Here is a 19,480-nt window from a genome sequence, read left to right as displayed (position 1 = left end):
TGACGTGCCTCCACCTCATCATCCCGAATTGACTTCGCCGGTTCAGACACGCCCCGATACCCTCAGGGTGTGATTGACGCGAAACTGCTCCGTGAGACCCCTGACGTCGTACGTGCCGCCCTGACCAAGCGCGGCGAGAGTACCGACCTGGTCGACCAGATTCTGGTCGCCGACAGCGAGCGTCGATCGTCCATCTCCGCGTTCGAGGCGCTCCGGGCCGAGCAGAAGTCGCTCGGCAAGCAGGTCGCCCAGGCCAAGGGCGACGAGCGCACCGCGCTGCTGGAGCGGACCAAGACCCTGGCCGCCGAGGTGAAGGCCAACGAGGCGGCGGCGAACGACGCCGGCCGCCGGTACGACGAGCTGGCCGGATCGCTGCCGAACCTGGTCTCGGACGAGGCGCCGGTCGGCGGCGAGGCGGACTTCCGCGTGGTCGAGGAGATCGGCAAGCCGCGCGACTTCGCGGCCGAGGGCTTCGAGCCGCGCGACCACCTCGAGCTGGGCGAGCTGCTCGGCGCGATCGACATGGAGCGCGGCGCCAAGGTCTCGGGGGCCCGGTTCTACTTCCTCAAGGGCGCCGGCATGCTGCTGCAGCTCGGCATGCTGCAGCTGGCGATCCAGCAGGCGGTGGAGAACGGCTTCACCCCGATGATCACGCCGACCCTGGTCAAGCCCGAGGTGATGGGCGGCACCGGCTACCTGTCGGCGCACGACGACGTCTACCGGCTCGAGGACCCCGAGCTCTACCTGACCGGTACGTCGGAGGTCGCGCTGGCCGGCTACCACATGGACGAGATCCTGGACCTGTCCAACGGCCCGATCCGGTATGCCGGCTGGTCGTCCTGCTACCGCAAGGAAGCCGGCTCGCACGGGAAGGACACCCGCGGGATCATCCGCGTCCACCAGTTCGACAAGGTCGAGATGTTCTCGTACTGCAGCCTCGACGAGGCGGACGCGGAGCACCTGCGGCTGCTGGACTGGGAGAAGCAGATGCTCGACAAGATGGAGCTGAGCTACCGGGTGATCGACACCGCCACCGGCGATCTGGGGTTGTCGGCGTACCGGAAGTTCGACTGCGAGGCCTGGGTGCCGACCCAGGGCGCGTACCGCGAGCTCACCTCGACGTCGAACTGCACCGACTTCCAGGCCCGCCGGCTGAACATCCGGCACCGCGACGCCGACGGCAAGACGCAGCCGGTGGCGACGCTGAACGGGACGCTGGCCACTACCCGTTGGATCGTCGCGATCCTGGAGACGCACCAGCAGGCGGACGGTTCGGTGCGGGTGCCGACGGCACTCCAGCCGTTCCTCGGCGGCCGCGAAGTCCTCGAGCCGGTCAAATAGATGAGCGGACAGCCCTTCGCCCCGACAGCCGTTGCCCTCGACATCGATGGCACCCTGATCGACCACGACGAAGGGCTGTCGCCCGCGGTCGTCGACGCGGTACGGCGTGCCTCCGCACAGGTACCGGTCTTCCTGGCCACCGGCCGCGCGTGGTCGACCACCAAGCCGGTGGCCGACCGGTTCGGCCTGCCGGACGGATTGGTTGTCGTGAGCAACGGTGCGCGCACCCTGCGCTACCCCGACGGTGAGGTGCTCGACGAGCGCACCTTCGATCCGCGCACGGTGATCGCGTCGGTGCGCGAACATGCGCCGAACGCCCGGATGGCCGTCGAGGAGTACGACGGGACCTACCTGGTGACCGCGCCGTTCCCGGACGGCGACCTCGGCAAGAACGCCAGGATCCGCGTGGTCTCCGACGAGGAGCTCGCGCCGGAACCCGTGACCAGGTTGATCATTCGCGACCCGGAGCAGTCCGAGGCCGACTTCGTCCGGCTGGCCGGGCGGCTCGGTCTGCACGGCGTCGGCTACTTCGTCGGCTGGACCGCCTGGCTCGACATCGCGCCCGAAGGCGTCGACAAGTCGACCGGGCTGAAGGTGGCGCTGGCGCAGTACGACCTGGATGCGTCCGGACTGCTCGCGATCGGGGACGGCCGCAACGACATCGAGATGCTGACGTTCGCCGGCCATGGGGTCGCGATGGGCGCGGCTCCCGACGAGGTGAAGTCGGCAGCCGACGAGGTGACCAAGTCGGTCACCGACGACGGGGTTGCCGCCGTTCTGAATCGCTACTTCTGAGACCGGACCAGTGTGGTCCTGCGCCGGAGGTCGGTGCCAACCTTTCGACCAGGACGAAATAGGTTGACAACGGGAAAGCTTGCCAGTAGCAACAAAACGGCCCGGAATCCCTGTCTACACAGGGATTCCGGGCCGATGCGCAGAGTGATCCGGCAGTCCGCTGGCGGGCCGAGGGCCGGATCAGGCGACGCGGCTGCCGCCGCGGCGGGGCTGGCAGGACTGGACGTCCACGACGGCCTCGAAGGCGTCCAGGACGGCGTTCACCTGGGGCCGCGGCCGCGGCGTCTTGGTGGCCGGGCTCTGGCCGCGCCGGGCCCGGCGCAGGTGCCGCTTGACGGTCGACAACGAGCATCCCAGCCGCATGGCAAGGGATTCCAGGCTGTCGTTGGGGTACTGGCTGCGCAGGCGCAGTACCTCTTCGTGGCTCACCGGGCGCCGCGTGCCGCGGGCTCCGGCCAGCTGGTCGAAGTCGTCGGCCTGCACTTCGACGTCGAGCAGGTTCCGCATCGAACGGCGTTGTGCTGCTGTGGTTCCGGCGACGAAGCCGCTCACATCGTGTTCGGCGACGGCGCTGTAGAGGCAGTCGGTGAACAGCGGACACGAGGCACACAAGGCTTTTGCCTCCCGCACCAGCTGTTCGTACCGCTCCCGGGTCCGGCGGGTTGCCGAGGCGGGCGGCGGCTCTTCCATCAGGCGGTGCTGGAAAATATCCGACCGGTCGATACATCCGGTCATGGCCCCAACTGTGCTGGAAGATGTCTCGACAGCTTGCATCGGTCCCGTGCGAGTGGCGCTGCTGACGGTCATCAAGGCTCCCCAAGTATCCGGACTCACATGAACGAACGGTGAACGCCGTTCGGTCACACGGATCCACTAGCTGATGGAACGGCGCACTGTTGCCGACCCACCGTTGTCGTCCCTGTCGCGGGACAGACTGATCCATAACTGTTGACGTCGCTGCTGAGGATTTGGTTGCAGCCAAATCCGCATCAATTTGCGGACGTTACGTCTGCTGGTTCGCTGGCGGGCTGTCTCAGTCGTGCTGATCCAGAACAGGCATACGACGCGGTCGAATCGCTCCGGGTTCCCCGCCAGACCTCCGCATGAAATCACGCGTTCTCCCTGCTGCGCAGGGGAACTTGCTGCCTTTGCAGCATGTTGCCGTAACGGTCTGGTGACGTTGTCAAAAACTCAATCAGATTGATCAGAATCATCAGAAACCGATCTCCGGAACCTTGCGCCCAGGGGTGCTCCGGCGGTAGTGCGGAACCTCGATACGGTGGGCGGGTGACGGCTCCCGAAGCTCCCCGCCCACCCCGCCTGATCGCGACCGATCTTGACGGAACCTTGGTACGCAGTGATCGTTCGGTCTCCGAACGCACCCGTGCCGCCGTGACCGCGGCGCAACGCGCCGGAAGTGTTTTCGTGATGGTCACCGCGCGGCCACCTCGGTGGTTGCACGAACTGGCAGACCTGGTGGGCGATCACGGAATTGCAATAGTTGCCAACGGCGCCATTCTGTACGACGTCGTGCAGCAGCAGGCGATCCGGACCCGGCTGATCGATCCCGGTGTATTGCACGAAGTGGCAATCGCGATCCGCTCGGCGATTCCCGAGGTGGAGTTCGCCATTGAGCGATCGGACCGTTACGGACAGGAACCGCGGTACGTGAATCGCTGGCCACAACCCGAGAACACGTTGATCGCCGAGCTGGAGGAGTTACTCGCCGAGCCGGCCGCCAAACTGCTGGTCCGGCACCCGAGTTGGCATTCCGACGATCTGCTCGCACAAGTCAGCGCAGTAGTGGGTGAGCGCGTGACGGCCAGCCACAGTGGCGGAACGAGCCTGGTCGAGATCAGCGCGACCGGTGTCTCGAAGGCAGCGATGCTTGCGGACTTCGCGGCCGAGCTGAACATCCCGGCTGCGGACACGATCGCCTTCGGCGACTCGCTCAACGATCTGCCCATGCTCGCCTGGGCCGGTACGTCGTACGCGGTGGCGAACGCGCACACCGACGTACTGGCCGCTGTCGACCGGGTGTGCCCCTCAAACGACGAGGACGGCGTCGCCGCCGTCCTCGAGGAGTTGTTCCAGCTGTAGGGCCGAGGCATGTCTCCTAGAGATACATCCCGCCGCTGCCAGGGCCGTCAGTGGCCCGTGGGGCGCCGGGGAAGCCGGGTCCTTCTTCGCCGGGCTGCTGCTGGCCACCGGGGAGTGCGCGGCGCATGCCCTCCAGTTGCTGGCGTGCGGCCATCTGCTGGGCGAACAGCGCGGTCTGGATGCCGTGGAACAGACCCTCCAGCCAACCGACCAGCTGGGCCTGTGCGATCCGCAGCTCGGCCTCGGTCGGTGTGCTGTCCTCGGTGAAGTCGAGGCTGAGCCGCTCGAGCTCCTCGACGAGCTCCGGCGCGAGGCCGCTCTCGAGCTCCTTGATCGACGCTTCGTGGATCGTCCGCAGCCGCTGCCGCGACGCTTCGTCGAGCGGCGCCGACTTCACCTCGTCGAGCAGTTGGCGAATCATGTTCGCGACCCGCATCACCTTGGCCGGCTGCTCGACCAGTTCGGTCACCGATCGTGGCTCGTCGTGATCGTCGTCGTCGCTCGAGCGCGGCGGTCCTTCGACAGCCATGCCGTCCGGCCCGACGATCAGCACCTTGCCGTCCTCGGTCCGTGCCCCGGCCATCGGCATCTCCTGGCCCTCGCCGCTGCTGCTCTCACTCATCTGCCCATCCTAGGCTTGCTTGGCGCGATGACGCCGTACGGCGTCTCTATTCGCACAAGCCGGGCTGCAGTAGCGCTGCCGGCCGGTTCGCGAGAGGTCGGCGTACACGTTGTCGCAACCCTCAGTAGCGCAACGGCCGAGGCGAGTGATGCCACGGCCGGCCAGGTGCAACGCCGTACCGGTGCTGATCAGTGTCGCGACGAGCCTGCCGACCGGGACGTTGTCGGGTCGGTAATGCACGTGCCAGCCGTCGCCGGCGTGGTTGGTCAGCCGCGGATGCTCGGTGTACTTGGCGAGCATCGCGTTCATCAGGTCGACGCGGGTCTGTTCGTCGGTCGCATCGACCACCTCGAGCCACTCGGCCAACGCGACGCGGACCGCGGCCAGGTCGGCCTGTGTCGCCTTGCGCTCGCGGATCAGCGTGCTGTCGACCCGGTTCTCCTCGCAGACCTCGGCCAGCTCGACCGGGGTCGCGGGCTGCCGGCTGATCAGTTCGACGGCCAGCAGGACCGCGTCCGCACCGTAAGGGTTGAGATGCATAATGCCATTACAGCACGATGGATCCATGACAGCCCAGACCGAGACTCACCGGCACCGCTGGAGCGCGGTGTCCTCCCACCAAGTCAGCGAAGGACTCGTCGTCTACCAACGCTGCGCCTGCGGCGACTGGCGGATCACCACTAGTCGAGGCGAGCAACCATTGGCAGTCGTGACCGGGTGAGCAGCCAGGCCAGCGCGGCGGCGAACAAGGGGACGGCGATCAGTGTGCCGCCGAGCTCCGCCCACGGGACTGTGAAGTGCGGCGAACCGAAGGCCGCGTGCGCGGTGTAGCCGTAGAGCGCGCCGACCCCTACACCCAGCACGCATCCGAGCTGCCCGAGCATCCACGCCTGCGCCGCGGCGAGGTTCCGCCGACGGCGTGGTGACGCGCCGACCGCCGCCAGGGTGGCGAGGTCGGCCCGGCCTTCGGCCGCGGACAAGGAGACCGAGATCGCCACCCCGAGCAGGGTGACCACGGCCGCTACGCCGAGGACGCCGATCAGGATCTTGTTGCCCGGATCCTGGTATCCCTGCTCGACGGTCAGTAGCTTGTCGTGACCGATGACGACGTCAGCGGCGGCGAGTTCGTCCTTCGTCGGCAGGCTTTTCAGCTGGTACTCGACCATGAACGTGTCCACCTTGCCGAGCTTCGCGGCCGCCTCCGGCCCGATCAGCGCCTGGCCCTGCAGTACCTGGATCAGCGGCAGCTCTCCGGCGTACGACGCCTTGTGCTGCACGACTTTCGTGGGGTGCGCCGGATCCGTGAAGCCGATGTCGACCGACTTCGTGGTGGTGAAGTCGCTGCGCGGTACGACGATGTCGCCCGCGCGCAGGCGGCTCGCCAACTCCGGGCCGCTGCCGTCGAACTGCTCGAGATACGCCGGATCCACCACCGCCAGACCGATGAAGGAGGACGGCGATTCCTCCGGGTTGACTCCGGGTGGTTGCACGCCCAGGTATATCGGGGTCCCGTCCGGCCGAGGCACGCTGATCATGCCGAACCGATAGGTGTACGCGGACGACAGTTGCGCGCCGACCCGCTGTTCGAGCTCGGGTGAGTACGGGACCCCGGCGAGGCCGCTGTCGAACCGCAGACTCGCATTTCCCCGGTGGCCGACCGGGATGTACTCCGCGGAGTCCGCGGCGATGGAGTTGGCTCCGGCGAAGGCGGCTGCGGCGGTAGCGGCGACCGACATCATGATCGCCGCCACGGCCGGCGCGGTGCGGTGCCGGTGCCGGGACGCGTCGCGCATCGCGAGCCGCCCGCTGAGCGGCAACCTTCCGGCCAGGCCGGAGATCGTGCTGACCAGACTCGGCAGCATCCAGATCAGCCCGGCGATCGCCGTCGTGATGCCGAGCAGCACCAAGGCGATCGGTCCGACCGGCGTCGCGGTCGCCTGGTAGTGATCGCTTTCGGCGAACTGACGCTGCGCCGCGGCGAGGGCCGCCGCCAGCAGCCCGGAGCCGACGACCACCAGCACGATGCCCGCGATCAGCAGCAGGAGTGCGGGTTTGCGGATCGGCTGGCGTGTCGTCGTCGCCGCGAACCGGCCGGCCAAGGCCGCCAACGGCGTCTGCCGCCCAGCACTGATCGCCGGTACGACGGCCGCTGCCAGGCCGGCGAACAGCCCGATCAGGCTGATCGTGATGATCGCCGTCCAAGGGACCTGCCATTCCAGGAAGACCGTCGAGCTCAGGTCTTCCCACAACGGCCGGCCGGCCAGCAAAGCCACGGCGGCGAGCAGCAGACCGCTGGTGACCCCGACGACTCCGGCGAAAACCCCTTGGAGCAGAACGATTCGGCGGACATCGCGGGCGGTCCCACCGCTGGCGAGCACCAGGCCGAGTTCTCGCGTCTGCCGCCGGGCGCCGACCGCGAACGCCGTACCGGCGAGCAGCACGATCTCGAGGACGCCGAATCCGATCGCGAGCGCCATCGCGGCGTACGGGCCGATCGCTTCGCCGGGATAGCCGACCGGACCCGGCGGCGGGTCGATGATGTTTGCTCTCGGCAACAAGGTGAACCCTTGGGCGGCCAGCGGAACCACCAGCGCATGTGGATCGACCGAGTCGGGGAGATCGACCAGGTAGCGCAGGTCGACCGACGTCGGCGTCACGAGGGTGGTAGCCGGTGCTGCGAACAGCAGCCAGGAGCTGGTTTCCTTGAGCTGCCGGGCGATCCCGACGACCTTGTAGGCCTTGCCGTCCGCGGTGTTCAGGGTGCCGCCGAGCGTGGTGATGCCGAGATGCTTGGCCAGGCGCGGGGAGACGGCGACCTCGTCCGGTGCGGTCGCGAAGCGTCCCTCATCGAGCCGGAGGGTGTCCTTGAGCAATGGATCCTGCCCATCGCCGACAACCACGTTCACGCTGTTGACCGTGTTCGGGCCCTTGACCTCCGCGGTACCGGCGTTGTCGAACGGCCGGGCGACGTGGGTCCCCGGCGGCAGCACGCGCAACGGGTCGAATGTCGCGGGGTTCCGCACCCGCTTGCCGTCCAGGGGAGCGCCCGGGATCAGGTCGAGCGTCGGTTCGCCGTACTGGAGGTCGATCTTGTTGTACGACGTCACCGTGAGCTGCGCATCGGCCTGACCGATCGAGACCCGGGCCAGCAACTCACCGGTCGGGCTGGCGGAGCGTCCGGTCACGCCGCTCCAGGTCGCGGCGAACACGGGCAGGCCGATCAGCGCAGCGACCAGGAGCGTGCGGCCGATCGACTTGCGGGTGGTTCGTCGGGCGATCCGGAGGGGTGGGCCCCAGCTGCCCATCAGTAACTGTCCTGCAGGAGTTCGTCGGCGTCGGGCAGCGGGCCGGCCTGGCCTACCAGGACACCATCGCGCAGGTAGACCACTCGGTCGGCCCAGGCGGCGTGCCGGGCCTCGTGGGTGACGAGGACGCCGGCGATGCCGTGCTGGTCGCAGCGGTCGCGGAGGAGCTGGAGAACGGCTTCGCCGGTTTCGGAGTCGAGGGCTCCGGTGGGCTCGTCGGCGAGCAGCAGCCGTCGTTCGCCGACGATGGCTCGCGCGATCGCCACGCGCTGCCGCTGGCCGCCGGACATGTCGTCGGGGAAACGGTCGGCGAGGTCACCGATACCTACTTCCTGCAGGGCCGCTTCGGCGTACTTGCGGGCGGTCCGGTTCCGGGTGCCGTCGAGCTCGAGCGGGAGCGCGACGTTCTCGGCGGCGGTCAGGGCCGGGATCAGGTTGAAGTCCTGGAAGACGTAGCCGATCCGGCGGCGGCGCAGAGCCGCCACGCCGGCCCGGCTGAGGGTGACGAGATCGTTGCCGTCGACAAGTACTTCGCCGCCGGTCGGCCGGTCGAGGCCGCCGGCGCAGGTCAGCAGCGTGGACTTGCCCGAGCCGGACGGGCCCATCACCGCGACGAGTTCACCGGGCGCGACGCTCAGATCGATGCCGCGGAGGGCGTGCACTGCCTGCTCGCCGTGGCCGTGGGTCCTGCTCAGGTTACGGATGTCGAGTACGGCGGTCATTGGGACACCTCGGCGGTGTCCGCACTCGGTTGGACCTGCTTCGCCGGCCGACCTCGGTGCCTTAACAGGATGGATTCGCAGTGGTCGAGCCAGCGGATCTCGGCCTCGGCGGAGAAGATCATCGACTCCAGGACGAGCAGCCAGGAGATCTCGCCGTCGCGATCGCTGCGCTTCAGCCGGGTCAGCTCCTGCAGGGACTGCATCGTCGCCGCTCGCTGCCGCTGGACGACCGCGCTGACGTCGACTCCCAGAACAGCCAGCGCCAGGGCGAGTTTGATCGCGAGCTCGTCGCGGGGACGCGACTCGCGGGTCACCGGGGTCTGGAACCAGCTGTTCAGCTCGTCCCGGCCGGCGTCGGTGATCTCGTACATCGAGCGGCCGTCGGCCTCGGTCGACGCGGCCCGGACCAGGCCGTCACGCTCCAACCGGGTCAGCGTCGTGTAGACCTGCCCGATGTTCAGCGGCCAGGTCGCCCCGGTGGCGGCTTCGAACTCACCGCGCAGCTGGTACCCGTACTTCGGCTCCTCGCGGAGCAACGCCAGCAGTCCGTGCTTGATCGACATAGATACCGAGTATGCATACCCGGTATGGCCCGGTCAACCGTCCAAGCAACCGTCCGGTCAACCGACCAGGCGCCGGACCAGGCGATCGGTGGTGGCGTCGACGTCGTACGGGTGGCCGGTGCCGGGGGTGAGCTGGTCGAGGACGAGGCCGTCGAGGGCGAAGTGCAGGAGGCGCACCTCTTCGGCGCCGCCGGGCAGGCCGGCGTTCACGTGGAAGGAGACGTCGGCGTCGAAGCCCTGGCGCAGCGTGCGGGACAGGATCTCGTGCAGGTCCGGTCGCCGGGCCGCCTCCAGGCGGAGCTCGAGCAGGGCGAGTGACAGCTCGGGGCGGCCGAGGAGTCGCTCGACGATGTAGCGGACGTAGTCCACGACCAGGTCGACGGACGGCTCGCGCTTCGCCAGTGGTTCCAGTACGGCGGGGTCCGGGGCGAGGCGCTCGAAGATGCGCTCACCGAGGGCGCCGAGCAGCGCATCCCGGGTGCGGAAGTAATTGGACGCCGTACCGGCGGGGAGGCCGGCCGCGGCATCGACGGCGCGGTGGGTCAGGCCGCGAGCACCGGCTTCGGCGATGACGGCCAGGCCGGCGTCGGCGAGCCGGGTACGGCGTTCTGGGTTCCGGGGCACGTTGACAACCCTAGCAGCTGTGAACTACAACTGTCGTGGTCAACAACAACAGCTGTAGTAGTTAGTCAGGAGTGCGTATGCAACCCGCAGCCTTTGGCGCCACCGTGGTCACGGACCGACCGGCGGAGGTCGCCGCGTTCTACCAGCAGCACTTCGACCTGCAGATCACGCTCGACATCGGCTGGTTCATCTGTGTTCGGCGCGGCGACGCCTCGTGGGAGCTGGCGATCACCCAGCGCGGGCACGAATCGGTGCCGGCCGCGGTGTCGGCGGCTCGGGAGTCGACCAATGTCTTCGGCTTCATCGTCGACGACGCGGACCAGACCGCCGCCGCGCTGGTCGAGGGCGGGGTCGAGCTGGAGACCGAGGTCGTCACCGAGGTGTGGGGTCAGCGGCACTTCTTCGTGCGTGACCCCGAAGGCAGCTGGATCGACGTGATCCAGCTGGTCGCACCGGATCCGGCGTGGCTGTCGTCCCTAGAGGGTCAGCAGGACCTTGCCGATCTGAGTTGATTCCTCGAGGGCGCGGTGCGCCTCGGCCACCTCGGCCAGGGGGAACGTGGTGTGGACGATCGGGCGGACCTTCTTCGCGGCGACCAGCGGCCAGACGTGGCCGACGACCTCGGCGATGATCCGTCCCTTGTCCGCGACCGAACGGGTCCGCAGGCCGGCCGCTGTCACCGAGGCGCGACGGCTGAGCAGGCGGCCAAGATCCAGCTCGCCCTTCGCGCCTCCCTGCATGCCGATCACGACCAGGCGGCCGTCGTACGCGAGTGACTTCACGTTGTCGGTCAGGTACTTCGCGCCGATGATGTCGAGGATGACGTCGGCCCCGGCACCACCGGTCGCCTCCTGCACCACTGAGGCCCACTCGGCTTCCTTGTAGTTGATCGCGACATCGGCGCCGAGCGCGCTGCAGAACTCCATCTTGTCCTTGCTGCCGACGGTGGTCAGCACGCGCGCACCGTGCGCGACGCCGAGCTGGATCGCCATCGTGCCGATGCCGGAGGCACCGCCGTGCACCAGGAGGGTCTCGCCGTCCTTGAGGTGCGCGCCCATGAAGATGTTCGACCAGACGGTCGCCACCACCTCGGGCAACGCGGCCGCGCTGACCAGGTCGACCCCGTCCGGCACCGGCATCACCTGCGGCGCCGGTACGACGACCTTCGCGGCGTACCCGCCTCCGGCCAGCAGCGCGCAGCACTCGTCGCCGACGGCCCAGTCGGTCACCTCGGAACCGACCGCGGCGATCCGGCCGGAGACCTCGAGCCCGATCGTGCCGGGCGCACCCGGGGGTGGTGGGTAGAAGCCCTGCCGCTGCAGCAGGTCGGCGCGGTTCACGCCCGCGGCGACGACGTCGATCACGACCTCGTCGACGGCCGGGGTCGGATCCGGGATCTCGCCGACCGTCAGAACCTCGAGTCCGCCTGCACCTTCACACACCACAGCTCGCATGACTCACACGGTACCGCTGACCAAACCTGCGATGTCGCCCGCGATGCTGTCGAGGTAGGTGGTCTCTCCTATCGACGTGAACCAGTCCCATAGTTCGAGCGAGTGGTAGACCCGGTAGAGCGCGATCTTGTCCGGGTCCAGAGCGCCGTACCCGGCTTCCAGCCCTGCGAGTTTGTCGGCGTTGTCGCGGACCGAGTAAGCGATGGTTTTGGCGACGTCCAGCAGCGGATCGGCAGCGATCGCGTTCTCCACGTCGATGAAGCCGGTCACCTGCCAGGTCTGCGGGTCGACCAGGATGTTGCCCTCGTGGAAGTCGTTGTGACAGAGGACAGCGTGGTCGATGGCCAGGTCGGCGGTGTGCTTCGCGACGTACTCGGTGATCTGCCGGTGCAGGGCCGGGTCGCCACCGAGCTGCTCGAACTCGCCGAGTTTCTTCGCGAACTGACGCTGGACGTACTGCTCGTTGTCCGGCAGCGGCTCGAGGATCTGATCGACCAGATACCCGTACGCCGGTTGGGGGATCTGGTGCATGCGATGCAGGATCTTGCCCAGCTGGACGTAGATCGCCTGCCAGTCCGGCGGTTCCGCCTCGGACAGCGGTACACCCTCGATCTTCGTCAGCACGGTGTACTCGTCCTTCTCGACGTACACCACCTGCGGAGTCTCGGTGGCGAACTCGTTGGCCAGCAGCCCGTAGACATGGACTTCCTTGGCCTGCTTCCAGGCCCACTCCGGCTTGTAGACCTTCACGATCAGCGGCTCGTCGTTCTCCCGCTGCACCTCGAACACACTGCTGAGCTGACCGCCGGTCCGCTCCTTGACGTCCGTGACTGTGCTTCCGGGACAGGCCTTGGTCACCATCGCTTCGATATCCATTGCTTCGGAGCCTAGGTGCGTTGTCGAACGATTTTTCAGCCGTCCAGGTCGGCCCAGGTGTCCACGTCGTCGCCGCTGCGGGACGGGTCCGACCAGACCAGGTCCAGGTCGGCGACAAGACGTCGTACCGACTTGTTGTGCGGATCGCCGAGCTTGGTGAAGGCCGCTGTGAGTGAGCTGCGTTTGTACGCCGCTGCGAGCCACTGGTCGCGTCCGTCACTGTCACGCAGCCCGCTGCCGTCGTGGGTGTCGATGCTGTCGACCAGTCGAGTGATGTCCTGCTGGGTCACCCAGGGGAGATCACAGCTCAGCACCACGACGATTGGGGCGCTGCCACTCGCCAGGCCAGCTGCCAGCCCGGCCACCGGACCGCTTCCCGGCGGATCCTCTTGGGTCCACTCCACGTCCCGGTAGGTCTTGCGCACCGGTCCGACCACCACGGTGTGCGTGGCGTGGCCGACCGCACGCAGTACCCGGTCGAGGAACGTCACCCCGTCCAGGACCACCAGTGCCTTGTCGACGCCACCCAACCTCGTCGACCCGCCGCCGGCCACGACCACCGCATCGAACTCCACCTCAGCAGTGTGCCCCCAGGTAGTCCTCCCACGTGTGTTTGCCGGTGGTGGCGCCGGTCAGGGTGAGGTTCTGGGCAGTGCGGTAGGCACGGCCGACCTTGCCGGGCATGCGGATCGGGAGGTGGGGCCGGCGCTTGCCTTGGCTCTGGAGGTAGCTGTCGACCAGCTCGCGCAGGGTGTAGACCGTCGGGCCGGTCAGGTCCGGTACGGCGCCGGCCGGCTCGCCCAGGGCCAGTTCGGCGATGCGGTCGGCCACGTCACGCTCGTCGACCGGTTGGAAGCGCAGGCCGCCCGGGACGGGTACGACCGGCAGTCCGGCCATCTTCTGGGCAACGGTGTAGGTGAGGCTGTTGAACTGGGCCGCGCGCAGGATCGTCCAGGGCACGCCGGAGTCGCGGATCGCTTGCTCGGCGCCGAGCTTTTCGCGGAAGTAGCCGATCGGCATCGTGTCCGCGCCGATCACGGAGATGTGGACCAGGTGCCGAACCCCCGCTGCTGCGGCTGCCTTCGCGAGGTGCGCCGCGGCTTGGGCGTCGCCCTTGGCTCCGCCGGCGAGGTGGACCACGGTGTCGATTCCGGTGAGGTCAAGTCCGTCCTCGCTGAGTAGATCGCCCTGCACGTGCTCGACGCCGTCCGCGTTCACGCCGCCCCGACGGCTCAGCACGCGGACGGTGTACCCGGCTCCTGTCAGTTGCGGAACCACCAGCTTGCCGAGCGTTCCCGTCCCGCCGGTCACCAGAATCGTCATCGTCACTCCTCAGTGGATCGTCTCTCTGTCCCACTGACGGATCTGCTGACGACTGTGTGACAGCTGTCGGTCAGTCCTTCGGAAGCAGGGCTGCCCGGGTGCGGCTGAGCTCCTCGCGTTCCGCTGGGGTCATCGCAGCCGCTGCCTGGCGGCGGACCTCGGCCATCGCGGCCAGCTCCTCCGCCGACAGGTGGGCCGTGGCCTGGCGTCGGGACTCGGCCAGGTCGTCGAACTCTTGTCTCGTGAGTGCACGGGTCATAGCAGTCATCACCTCGATCAACTCGATCAATGTCTGGGCCGACGGCTCTTCCGTCTGCTCCAGACCGGACAGGACACCGCGCAGCTTGTGCTGCACCTTGGTCGCCGCGGCCACCTGCTCCTCGACGACCTCGAGCTGCCTGCGGACCAGCTCCCGCACGTCGCTCACTGTGCCGTCGAGTACCTGCCCCACCTCTGCGAGTGACAGCCCGAATCCGCGCAGAGCCAGCACCCGGTGCAGCCGCCGTACGTCGGCTGCGTCGTACTGGCGGTGCCCTGATCCGGTGCGCCCGCTCGGGCAGAGCAGGCCGATCTCGTCGTAGTGGTGCAGCGTGCGGACGCTGAGGCCGGTCGCCTGTGCCAGCTCGCCGACCCGCCAGGTCTTCTCGTCGGTGTCCATGTCACGACGGTAGGACCTCCCGTCGCGAGAGGTTCAAGTCCGAGTTTGTGCGGCACCATGGGGGCATGAGGATTGCTGTGGTGCAGACCGCCAGTGGCTCTGACAAGGCGGCCAACCGGGAGCTGGTCACGAGACTGGTGGCAGAGGCTGCTCAGGACCGGCCGGACCTGGTGGTGCTGCCGGAGGCGATCATGGCCGACTTCAACCTCGAGGGCGTCGCGGACGTGGCGGAGCCTCTGGACGGTGAGTTCGTGTCGACGCTGCGCAAGAGTGCGGTGGAGCACGGAGTGGCGATCGTGGCCGGCATGTTCGAGCGGAGCTGCGACCAGGACCGGCCGTACAACACGCTGCTGGCCGTCGGCGCCGACGGCTCACTGCTGGGGGCGTACCGCAAGATCCACCTGTACGACGCGTTCGGCTACAAGGAGTCTGACCAGCTGACGGCTGGTGACGTGGCTCCGGTCGTGGTGAAGGTGGCCGGGCGGACACTCGGGCTGATGACTTGCTACGACCTGCGGTTCCCGGAGTTGTCGCGGGCGCTGGTCGACAAGGGTGCCGACGTCCTCGTCGTACCGGCCGCGTGGGTCCGGGGACCGCTCAAGGAGCACCACTGGACCACTCTGCTCACCGCACGCGCGATCGAAAACACCTGCTACGTGGCGGCCGCGGCGCAGAACGGGAAGAAGTACTCCGGGCTCAGTCAGGTCATCGATCCGCAGGGCATCGCCATCGCCGCAGTGGGCGAAGCAGACGGCTACGCGGTCGCTGAACTCGCCGACGAACGCCTGGCCGAGGTGCGTCAACGGAACCCTTCGCTCATCAATCGCCGCTTCAGTGTCACTCCCCGTTCCTAGTCTCGGGTTAGCCTCCTTGGGTGGCGGATGGCTTTGACTTGTGGCACCACGGCGATCTCGAGGTCGGTGACGGCCTCGTAGACCTCGCCGTCAACGTGCGGACCGGTACGCCGCCGCCGTGGCTCGTCGACGCGATTACGGCCAGCCTGACCGACCTGGCGGCGTATCCACGACAGGACGCGGCGGTCCTCGCGGTCGCCGGCCGGCACCGGGTGACGCCGGAGCGGGTGCTGCTGACGGCCGGTGCGGCGGAGGCGTTCGTGCTGATCGCGCGGGCCTTCCGGCCACGCCATGCGGTCGTTGTTCATCCACAATTCACCGAGCCCGAGGCTGCGCTGCGCTCCGCGGGGCACATGGTCGATCGGGTCGTGCTCCGCCCGGAGGACGGGTTCGTGCTCGATCCGGCGGCGATCCCGGCCGACGCGGATCTGGTGGTGATCGGCAACCCGACCAACCCCACGTCGGTCCTGCATCGGGCCGACGACCTGCGGGAGCTCGCTCGGCCGGACCGCATCCTGGTGGTCGACGAGGCGTTCATGGACGCCGTACCGGGTGAGCCGGAATCGCTGGCCGGCGCGTCGATCCCGGGGCTGGTGGTGATTCGCAGCCTCACCAAGACCTGGGGTCTGGCTGGGTTGCGAGTGGGGTATGTGTTGGCTGCTGCGGGACTCATCGAGCAGCTGGCCGCCGTCCAGCCGCACTGGCCGGTGTCCACGCCTGCGTTGGCCGCGGCGATTGCTTGCAGCAACGAGCACGCGGTGGCCGAGGCGGCCGCGGCAGCGTGCGACATCGAGCGGCAGCGGTCGTATCTCCTCGACAGCCTGACGGGCGTGCGGACCTACGGCGTACCGCGCGGTCCGTTCGTCCTCGTGCAGGTCGCGGGCGGCGCCGTACTGCGAGAAGCCTTGCGTGCCAAGGGATATGCGGTACGGCGTGGCGACACCTTCCCCGGGCTCGGACCGGACTGGCTGCGGATCGCGGTGCGGCCGGAGGACGTCGTTGACGGCTTCGTGAAGGTGTGGCGAGACACTGCAGTCGAGCTGTAACCAGGGCGACGTTTAGCTCTTCGCCGGTTTGCGCACAGGATGGTCGCAGAGCGCGCTGCTTGCACTGTCCGGCGCTCTGAAGCCAGCAGTGAAGGGAGCACCATCATGGGTCTGAACGACGACGACATGAACACCTCGTCCGACGGCGAGTACGGAGGCTCGGCCGACGGCAACGACAGCCAGACAGGCGGCAACAACTCGTCCGGCTACGGCAGCGAGTCCGAAGGCCCGGCCGACGGCGGTGCGGTCGGCGGTGGCACGGACGGCGGCGCTGATGGTGGCGCTGACGGCGGCTCGGGCGGTGGGGACTCCAATGAGGGTCCTGCTGACGGTGGGGCAGTAGGTGGCGGTACTGACGGCGGCGCTGATGGTGGTGCCGGCGGTGGTGACAGCTATGGCGACTCAGGTGGCTCCAGTGACGGCGGTGGCTTCGGTGGTGGTGACTCGAACGAGGGTCCGGCCGATGGCGGCGCAGTAGGTGGCGGCACCGACGGTGGGGCTGACGGTGGCGCTGGTAGCGACAACGAGGGCACTGCTGACGGTGGAGCCGACTCGAACGCAACCGACGGCGGTGCCGACGGAGGCGCGAGCGGCAACTCCGGGAGCTGGTGACCATAGTGCCGGGAGCCGGACCGCAATCAGATCCTGCCGAGACGGTTGACCGTCCGGCTCTTCGGCGCTGCGTGGCAGGCGACCTGGATGAGTTCGCCAGCGCCTACTGGGGTTCACGGGCCTTGCTGTCCCACGCCCCTGACCTGCCCGCGCCGTACGACGACCTCTTCAGCCTGACCGCGGCCGACGAGCTGCTGTCCCGTCGCGGCCTGCGGACTCCGTTCCTGCGCATCGCCAAGAACGGTGCCGTCGTCGGCGACTCGCAGTTCACCGGCACGGGTGGAGCAGGTGCTGACATCGGTGACCAGGTCCGCGACGACAAGGTCGCTGCGCTCTTCGCGAGCGGGCACACCGTCGTACTGCAGGCCCTCCATCGCACCTGGCCTGCGCTGGTCGACTTCGCTACGCAGCTGTCGACGGACGCCGGGCATCCGGTGCAGATCAACGCCTACATCACTCCGCCGGAGTCACAGGGGTTCTCGGCGCACTACGACGTCCACGACGTCTTCGTTCTTCAGGTCGCCGGTGAGAAGCACTGGACTGTGCATGAACCAGTCCACGTCGATCCACTGCGCAACCAGCCGTGGACCGATCACTCGCGAGCGGTCGGCGCGGCGGCCCGCGACCAGGCTCCGGTCGTCGACGACGTCCTTCGGCCGGGTGATGCGCTCTATGTGCCGCGTGGGTTCCTGCACTCAGCGAAGGCGCTGGGTGGAGTCAGCGCGCACCTGACGGTCGGCCTGCACACGTTGACGCGGTACCTGCTGGTCCAGGAGTTGGCCGCGCTGGCTGCCAACGAGCCGGCCCTCCGGACCGCGCTTCCGCTCGGCTTCGACCCCGGCGACCCGGCTCAGCTGGCCGCAGTACTGCCGCAGGTGACTGATCTGCTGGTTGCTCACCTCCGCTCAACCTCGGTCGACGACCTGGCGCCGCGCTTGCGTCGCCGTACCTGGTCGGCCAACCGTCCCGAACCGATCCCGCCGCTCGCGCACGCCGCAGCCATCACCAACCTCGCATCCGGTACGACGGTCCGCCTGCGCGCTGGTCTCCGCTGCCGGGTGGTCCCCGGGGACCCGGTCACGCTCCAACTGCCTGATCGGACCATCACGTTCCCCGCGACTGTCCTCGAGGCTTTGGCGCAGCTCTGCGACGGTCAGGAGCACAAGGTGGGCACCTTGCCAGGTCTGGACACGCCTGACCAGGTGGTCCTCGTCCGCCGGCTGCTCACCGAAGCAGTCCTGGTACCGACCTCGTAAACTCGCCTCAGGTCCCCATCACCGCCCGTCACCCCAACGCGGTACCGAAGGCATGCAGTGACCAACCCTCTCGACCGACCCGCTCCGGCTGCAGCGCCGGTTGACCGCTATCGGCCTGACACCGGGTGTGCGGCGATGGCACTCCAGCGCGGCGACGCGATGATCGCGACGGCACCACCGGCTGCCCGCTGGCTGCTGATCGAGTCCGCCAACGCCTGGCCGCGCCAGGCTCTGGGCGCCCTGCAGCCCGCGCCCGAAGAGCCCGCGGTCAGCAGCGAGGTGGCCCGCCGCTGCGGTGAGCTCGGCTATCGCCCGGTCCTCATCCGACGCCACGGCCGCGTAGACCGCGCCGCCGTACGCCGCTACGCCTTGGTCGACTGCCGCCCCGGACACGAGTCCGTCCGTTGGGGTGAACTACCGACGGACGCCTATCTGCTCAACGTCCTCGAGGCAGTCGCCACCAACTCCTTGAATGCTCTCCCCGATCTCCAACCTCCTACGCAAGAACCGATCTACCTCGTCTGCACCCATGGTCGCCACGACGCCTGCTGCGCCGTCCGCGGTCGGCCGGTGGCCGCCGCTCTCGCCGGCGCCTACCCCGACCGCACCTGGGAGTGCAGCCATATCGGCGGCGACCGCTTCGCCGGTAACGTCGTCGTCCTCCCGCACGCACTCTTCTACGGCCAGGTCCCGCCGTCGCGTGCAGTGGAGGTCGCCAAACACCACGCCGAAGGTCGGGTCGTCCCTGACCTCCTCCGAGGCTCCGGCATCTATCCACCCGCCGTCCAAGCCGCTCAGCATTACGCCCGCCTGGCCGGTCACTCCGACTCTCTCACTGCCCTCCGTCCCACGCAGGTTCAGCAACTCGCCAACCAGCACTACAAAGTCACTCTCACCACGACGTCAGCCACAGCTGTAGTGATCGAGGTGTCGGTGCATTTCGACACCGTGGACGCTCGGCTGACCTGTGCTGGCAAAGCGCCGGTCCAGGTACGCCGGTTCGATCTCCACGGAATCGACGTGGTGGGCGGGTAGTTCGAGTTGGTCCTCCCCGCATGATGTTCCGGGCGGTTCTCCGTCGCCCGGGACCTCACACCCCGGGCGGCGGGTCCGTCTGGCCGTCCACATCGAAGGTGGGAGACTCGGCCGGCCGGACGTCCGGGTGGAGAACCTCGAACTGAGAAAACATTAGAACAGATGTTCGATCAGATGCAACGAATCCTGACAAGTCAATTGTGATGTCTCAGGACATGGGTGACGGTTCTGCATCAGGACATCGGTGACAGTTGGTGTGTCAGGACATGGGTGACGGTTCAGTGGTCGCGGCGT

General features: G+C 68.1%; 21 protein-coding genes. 9 read left to right on the top strand and 12 right to left on the bottom strand.

All coding sequences use genetic code 11. The features are described from left to right. The first annotated feature begins 69 nt into the window (after positions 1-69). Positions 70-1,341 (top strand): serine--tRNA ligase, encoded by a 1,272-nt coding sequence (gene serS, locus ACIA49_RS29600; protein WP_396380859.1) that lies wholly within the window; start codon positions 70-72, stop codon positions 1,339-1,341. Next, complete coding sequence (locus tag ACIA49_RS29595) at positions 1,342-2,136, top strand: HAD family hydrolase (protein ID WP_396380858.1); 795 nt, start codon at positions 1,342-1,344, stop codon at positions 2,134-2,136. 180 nt (positions 2,137-2,316) lie between these two features. Here ACIA49_RS29595 and ACIA49_RS29590 read toward each other — a convergent pair whose 3' ends face one another. Next, the gene (locus ACIA49_RS29590) at positions 2,317-2,871 is read right to left on the bottom strand and encodes a WhiB family transcriptional regulator (RefSeq protein WP_396380856.1); all 555 of its coding nucleotides are present in this window, start codon (positions 2,869-2,871) and stop codon (positions 2,317-2,319) included. A 552-nt stretch (positions 2,872-3,423) separates the two neighbouring features. Here ACIA49_RS29590 and ACIA49_RS29585 point away from each other — a divergent pair. Beyond that, entirely contained in the window at positions 3,424-4,236 is an 813-nt protein-coding gene (locus tag ACIA49_RS29585; protein ID WP_396380855.1) for an HAD family hydrolase, read from the top strand. A 16-nt stretch (positions 4,237-4,252) separates the two neighbouring features. Here ACIA49_RS29585 and ACIA49_RS29580 read toward each other — a convergent pair whose 3' ends face one another. From ACIA49_RS29580 to ACIA49_RS29555, 6 genes are all read right to left on the bottom strand, one after another. Continuing rightward, complete coding sequence (locus tag ACIA49_RS29580; protein ID WP_396380853.1) at positions 4,253-4,858, bottom strand: bacterial proteasome activator family protein; 606 nt, start codon at positions 4,856-4,858, stop codon at positions 4,253-4,255. A 9-nt stretch (positions 4,859-4,867) separates the two neighbouring features. Further along, a complete protein-coding gene (locus ACIA49_RS29575; RefSeq protein ID WP_396380851.1) occupies positions 4,868-5,398 on the bottom strand; it encodes a CGNR zinc finger domain-containing protein in 531 nt (176 codons plus the stop codon). A 140-nt stretch (positions 5,399-5,538) separates the two neighbouring features. Further along, positions 5,539-8,163: an FtsX-like permease family protein gene (locus ACIA49_RS29570; protein WP_396380850.1), complete on the bottom strand. Its 2,625-nt coding sequence runs from the start codon at positions 8,161-8,163 to the stop codon at positions 5,539-5,541. Continuing rightward, positions 8,163-8,885, bottom strand: coding sequence for an ABC transporter ATP-binding protein (locus tag ACIA49_RS29565; protein WP_396380848.1), 723 nt, complete (start codon positions 8,883-8,885; stop codon positions 8,163-8,165). Before ACIA49_RS29565 ends, ACIA49_RS29570 begins: the two co-directional genes overlap by 1 nt. Next, entirely contained in the window at positions 8,882-9,448 is a 567-nt protein-coding gene (locus ACIA49_RS29560) for a PadR family transcriptional regulator (protein WP_396380847.1), read from the bottom strand. The genes ACIA49_RS29565 and ACIA49_RS29560 overlap by 4 nt, the downstream gene beginning before the upstream one ends. A 57-nt stretch (positions 9,449-9,505) precedes the next feature. Beyond that, the gene (locus ACIA49_RS29555; RefSeq protein WP_396380845.1) at positions 9,506-10,072 is read right to left on the bottom strand and encodes a TetR/AcrR family transcriptional regulator; all 567 of its coding nucleotides are present in this window, start codon (positions 10,070-10,072) and stop codon (positions 9,506-9,508) included. Positions 10,073-10,149: 77 nt separating this feature from the next. On the opposite strand from ACIA49_RS29555, the gene ACIA49_RS29550 reads away from it, so the two are divergent. Further along, the gene (locus tag ACIA49_RS29550) at positions 10,150-10,584 is read left to right on the top strand and encodes a VOC family protein (RefSeq protein ID WP_396380844.1); all 435 of its coding nucleotides are present in this window, start codon (positions 10,150-10,152) and stop codon (positions 10,582-10,584) included. Here ACIA49_RS29550 and ACIA49_RS29545 read toward each other — a convergent pair. The 5 genes from ACIA49_RS29545 to ACIA49_RS29525 all read right to left on the bottom strand — a co-directional run bounded on the left by ACIA49_RS29545 (position 10,549) and on the right by ACIA49_RS29525 (position 14,383). Then, a complete protein-coding gene (locus tag ACIA49_RS29545; protein ID WP_396380843.1) occupies positions 10,549-11,526 on the bottom strand; it encodes an NAD(P)H-quinone oxidoreductase in 978 nt (325 codons plus the stop codon). The genes ACIA49_RS29550 and ACIA49_RS29545 overlap by 36 nt on opposite strands. Before the next feature lie 3 nt (positions 11,527-11,529). Then, entirely contained in the window at positions 11,530-12,402 is an 873-nt protein-coding gene (locus ACIA49_RS29540) for a phosphotransferase family protein (protein WP_396380841.1), read from the bottom strand. A gap of 35 nt (positions 12,403-12,437) precedes the next feature. Beyond that, complete coding sequence (locus ACIA49_RS29535) at positions 12,438-12,977, bottom strand: molybdenum cofactor guanylyltransferase (RefSeq protein WP_396380840.1); 540 nt, start codon at positions 12,975-12,977, stop codon at positions 12,438-12,440. Position 12,978: 1 nt separating this feature from the next. Next, positions 12,979-13,725 (bottom strand): SDR family oxidoreductase, encoded by a 747-nt coding sequence (locus tag ACIA49_RS29530; protein WP_396380839.1) that lies wholly within the window; start codon positions 13,723-13,725, stop codon positions 12,979-12,981. Positions 13,726-13,795: 70 nt separating this feature from the next. Further along, positions 13,796-14,383 (bottom strand): MerR family transcriptional regulator, encoded by a 588-nt coding sequence (locus ACIA49_RS29525; RefSeq protein ID WP_396380837.1) that lies wholly within the window; start codon positions 14,381-14,383, stop codon positions 13,796-13,798. A gap of 65 nt (positions 14,384-14,448) precedes the next feature. Here ACIA49_RS29525 and ACIA49_RS29520 point away from each other — a divergent pair, with 65 nt between their 5' ends. The 5 genes from ACIA49_RS29520 to ACIA49_RS29500 all read left to right on the top strand — a co-directional run bounded on the left by ACIA49_RS29520 (position 14,449) and on the right by ACIA49_RS29500 (position 19,186). Continuing rightward, complete coding sequence (locus tag ACIA49_RS29520) at positions 14,449-15,237, top strand: carbon-nitrogen hydrolase family protein (protein WP_396380836.1); 789 nt, start codon at positions 14,449-14,451, stop codon at positions 15,235-15,237. A 20-nt stretch (positions 15,238-15,257) separates the two neighbouring features. Then, on the top strand, positions 15,258-16,283 hold the full coding sequence (gene cobC / locus ACIA49_RS29515; RefSeq protein ID WP_396380834.1) for an Rv2231c family pyridoxal phosphate-dependent protein CobC: 1,026 nt from the start codon (positions 15,258-15,260) through the stop codon (positions 16,281-16,283). Between the two features lie 105 nt (positions 16,284-16,388). Beyond that, positions 16,389-16,895: a BatC protein gene (locus ACIA49_RS29510; protein WP_396380832.1), complete on the top strand. Its 507-nt coding sequence runs from the start codon at positions 16,389-16,391 to the stop codon at positions 16,893-16,895. A 71-nt stretch (positions 16,896-16,966) separates the two neighbouring features. After that, positions 16,967-18,151, top strand: a complete 1,185-nt coding sequence (locus ACIA49_RS29505) for a cupin domain-containing protein (RefSeq protein ID WP_396380831.1) — start codon at positions 16,967-16,969, stop codon at positions 18,149-18,151. Positions 18,152-18,286: 135 nt separating this feature from the next. Beyond that, positions 18,287-19,186 carry a sucrase ferredoxin gene (locus ACIA49_RS29500; protein WP_396380829.1) on the top strand — a complete coding sequence of 300 codons (900 nt, stop codon included), beginning with the start codon at positions 18,287-18,289 and terminating at the stop codon, positions 19,184-19,186. The last annotated feature ends 294 nt before the right edge of the window (positions 19,187-19,480 follow it).

It is taken from the genome of Kribbella sp. NPDC051587 (genome assembly GCF_044453945.1).
GTDB lineage: Bacteria > Actinomycetota > Actinomycetes > Propionibacteriales > Kribbellaceae > Kribbella.
The sequence above is the reverse complement of the archived record's forward strand: the minus strand, read 5'-3'. Positions and strand labels throughout refer to the sequence as shown.

Excerpts from the sequence above, each read along its gene's own strand:
- ACIA49_RS29520 (WP_396380836.1), top strand. The coding sequence starts at position 14,449 with ATGAGGATTGCTGTGGTGCAGACCGCCAGTGGCTCTGACAAGGCGGCC.
- ACIA49_RS29545 (WP_396380843.1), bottom strand. The coding sequence starts at position 11,526 with ATGCGAGCTGTGGTGTGTGAAGGTGCAGGCGGACTCGAGGTTCTGACG.
- ACIA49_RS29510 (WP_396380832.1), top strand. The coding sequence starts at position 16,389 with ATGGGTCTGAACGACGACGACATGAACACCTCGTCCGACGGCGAGTAC.
- ACIA49_RS29580 (WP_396380853.1), bottom strand. The coding sequence starts at position 4,858 with ATGAGTGAGAGCAGCAGCGGCGAGGGCCAGGAGATGCCGATGGCCGGG.
- ACIA49_RS29560 (WP_396380847.1), bottom strand. The coding sequence starts at position 9,448 with ATGTCGATCAAGCACGGACTGCTGGCGTTGCTCCGCGAGGAGCCGAAG.
- ACIA49_RS29570 (WP_396380850.1), bottom strand. The coding sequence starts at position 8,163 with ATGGGCAGCTGGGGCCCACCCCTCCGGATCGCCCGACGAACCACCCGC.
- ACIA49_RS29595 (WP_396380858.1), top strand. The coding sequence starts at position 1,342 with ATGAGCGGACAGCCCTTCGCCCCGACAGCCGTTGCCCTCGACATCGAT.
- ACIA49_RS29550 (WP_396380844.1), top strand. The coding sequence starts at position 10,150 with ATGCAACCCGCAGCCTTTGGCGCCACCGTGGTCACGGACCGACCGGCG.
- ACIA49_RS29590 (WP_396380856.1), bottom strand. The coding sequence starts at position 2,871 with ATGACCGGATGTATCGACCGGTCGGATATTTTCCAGCACCGCCTGATG.
- ACIA49_RS29565 (WP_396380848.1), bottom strand. The coding sequence starts at position 8,885 with ATGACCGCCGTACTCGACATCCGTAACCTGAGCAGGACCCACGGCCAC.
- ACIA49_RS29500 (WP_396380829.1), top strand. The coding sequence starts at position 18,287 with ATGGCACTCCAGCGCGGCGACGCGATGATCGCGACGGCACCACCGGCT.
- ACIA49_RS29525 (WP_396380837.1), bottom strand. The coding sequence starts at position 14,383 with ATGGACACCGACGAGAAGACCTGGCGGGTCGGCGAGCTGGCACAGGCG.
- ACIA49_RS29540 (WP_396380841.1), bottom strand. The coding sequence starts at position 12,402 with ATGGATATCGAAGCGATGGTGACCAAGGCCTGTCCCGGAAGCACAGTC.
- ACIA49_RS29530 (WP_396380839.1), bottom strand. The coding sequence starts at position 13,725 with ATGACGATTCTGGTGACCGGCGGGACGGGAACGCTCGGCAAGCTGGTG.
- ACIA49_RS29575 (WP_396380851.1), bottom strand. The coding sequence starts at position 5,398 with ATGCATCTCAACCCTTACGGTGCGGACGCGGTCCTGCTGGCCGTCGAA.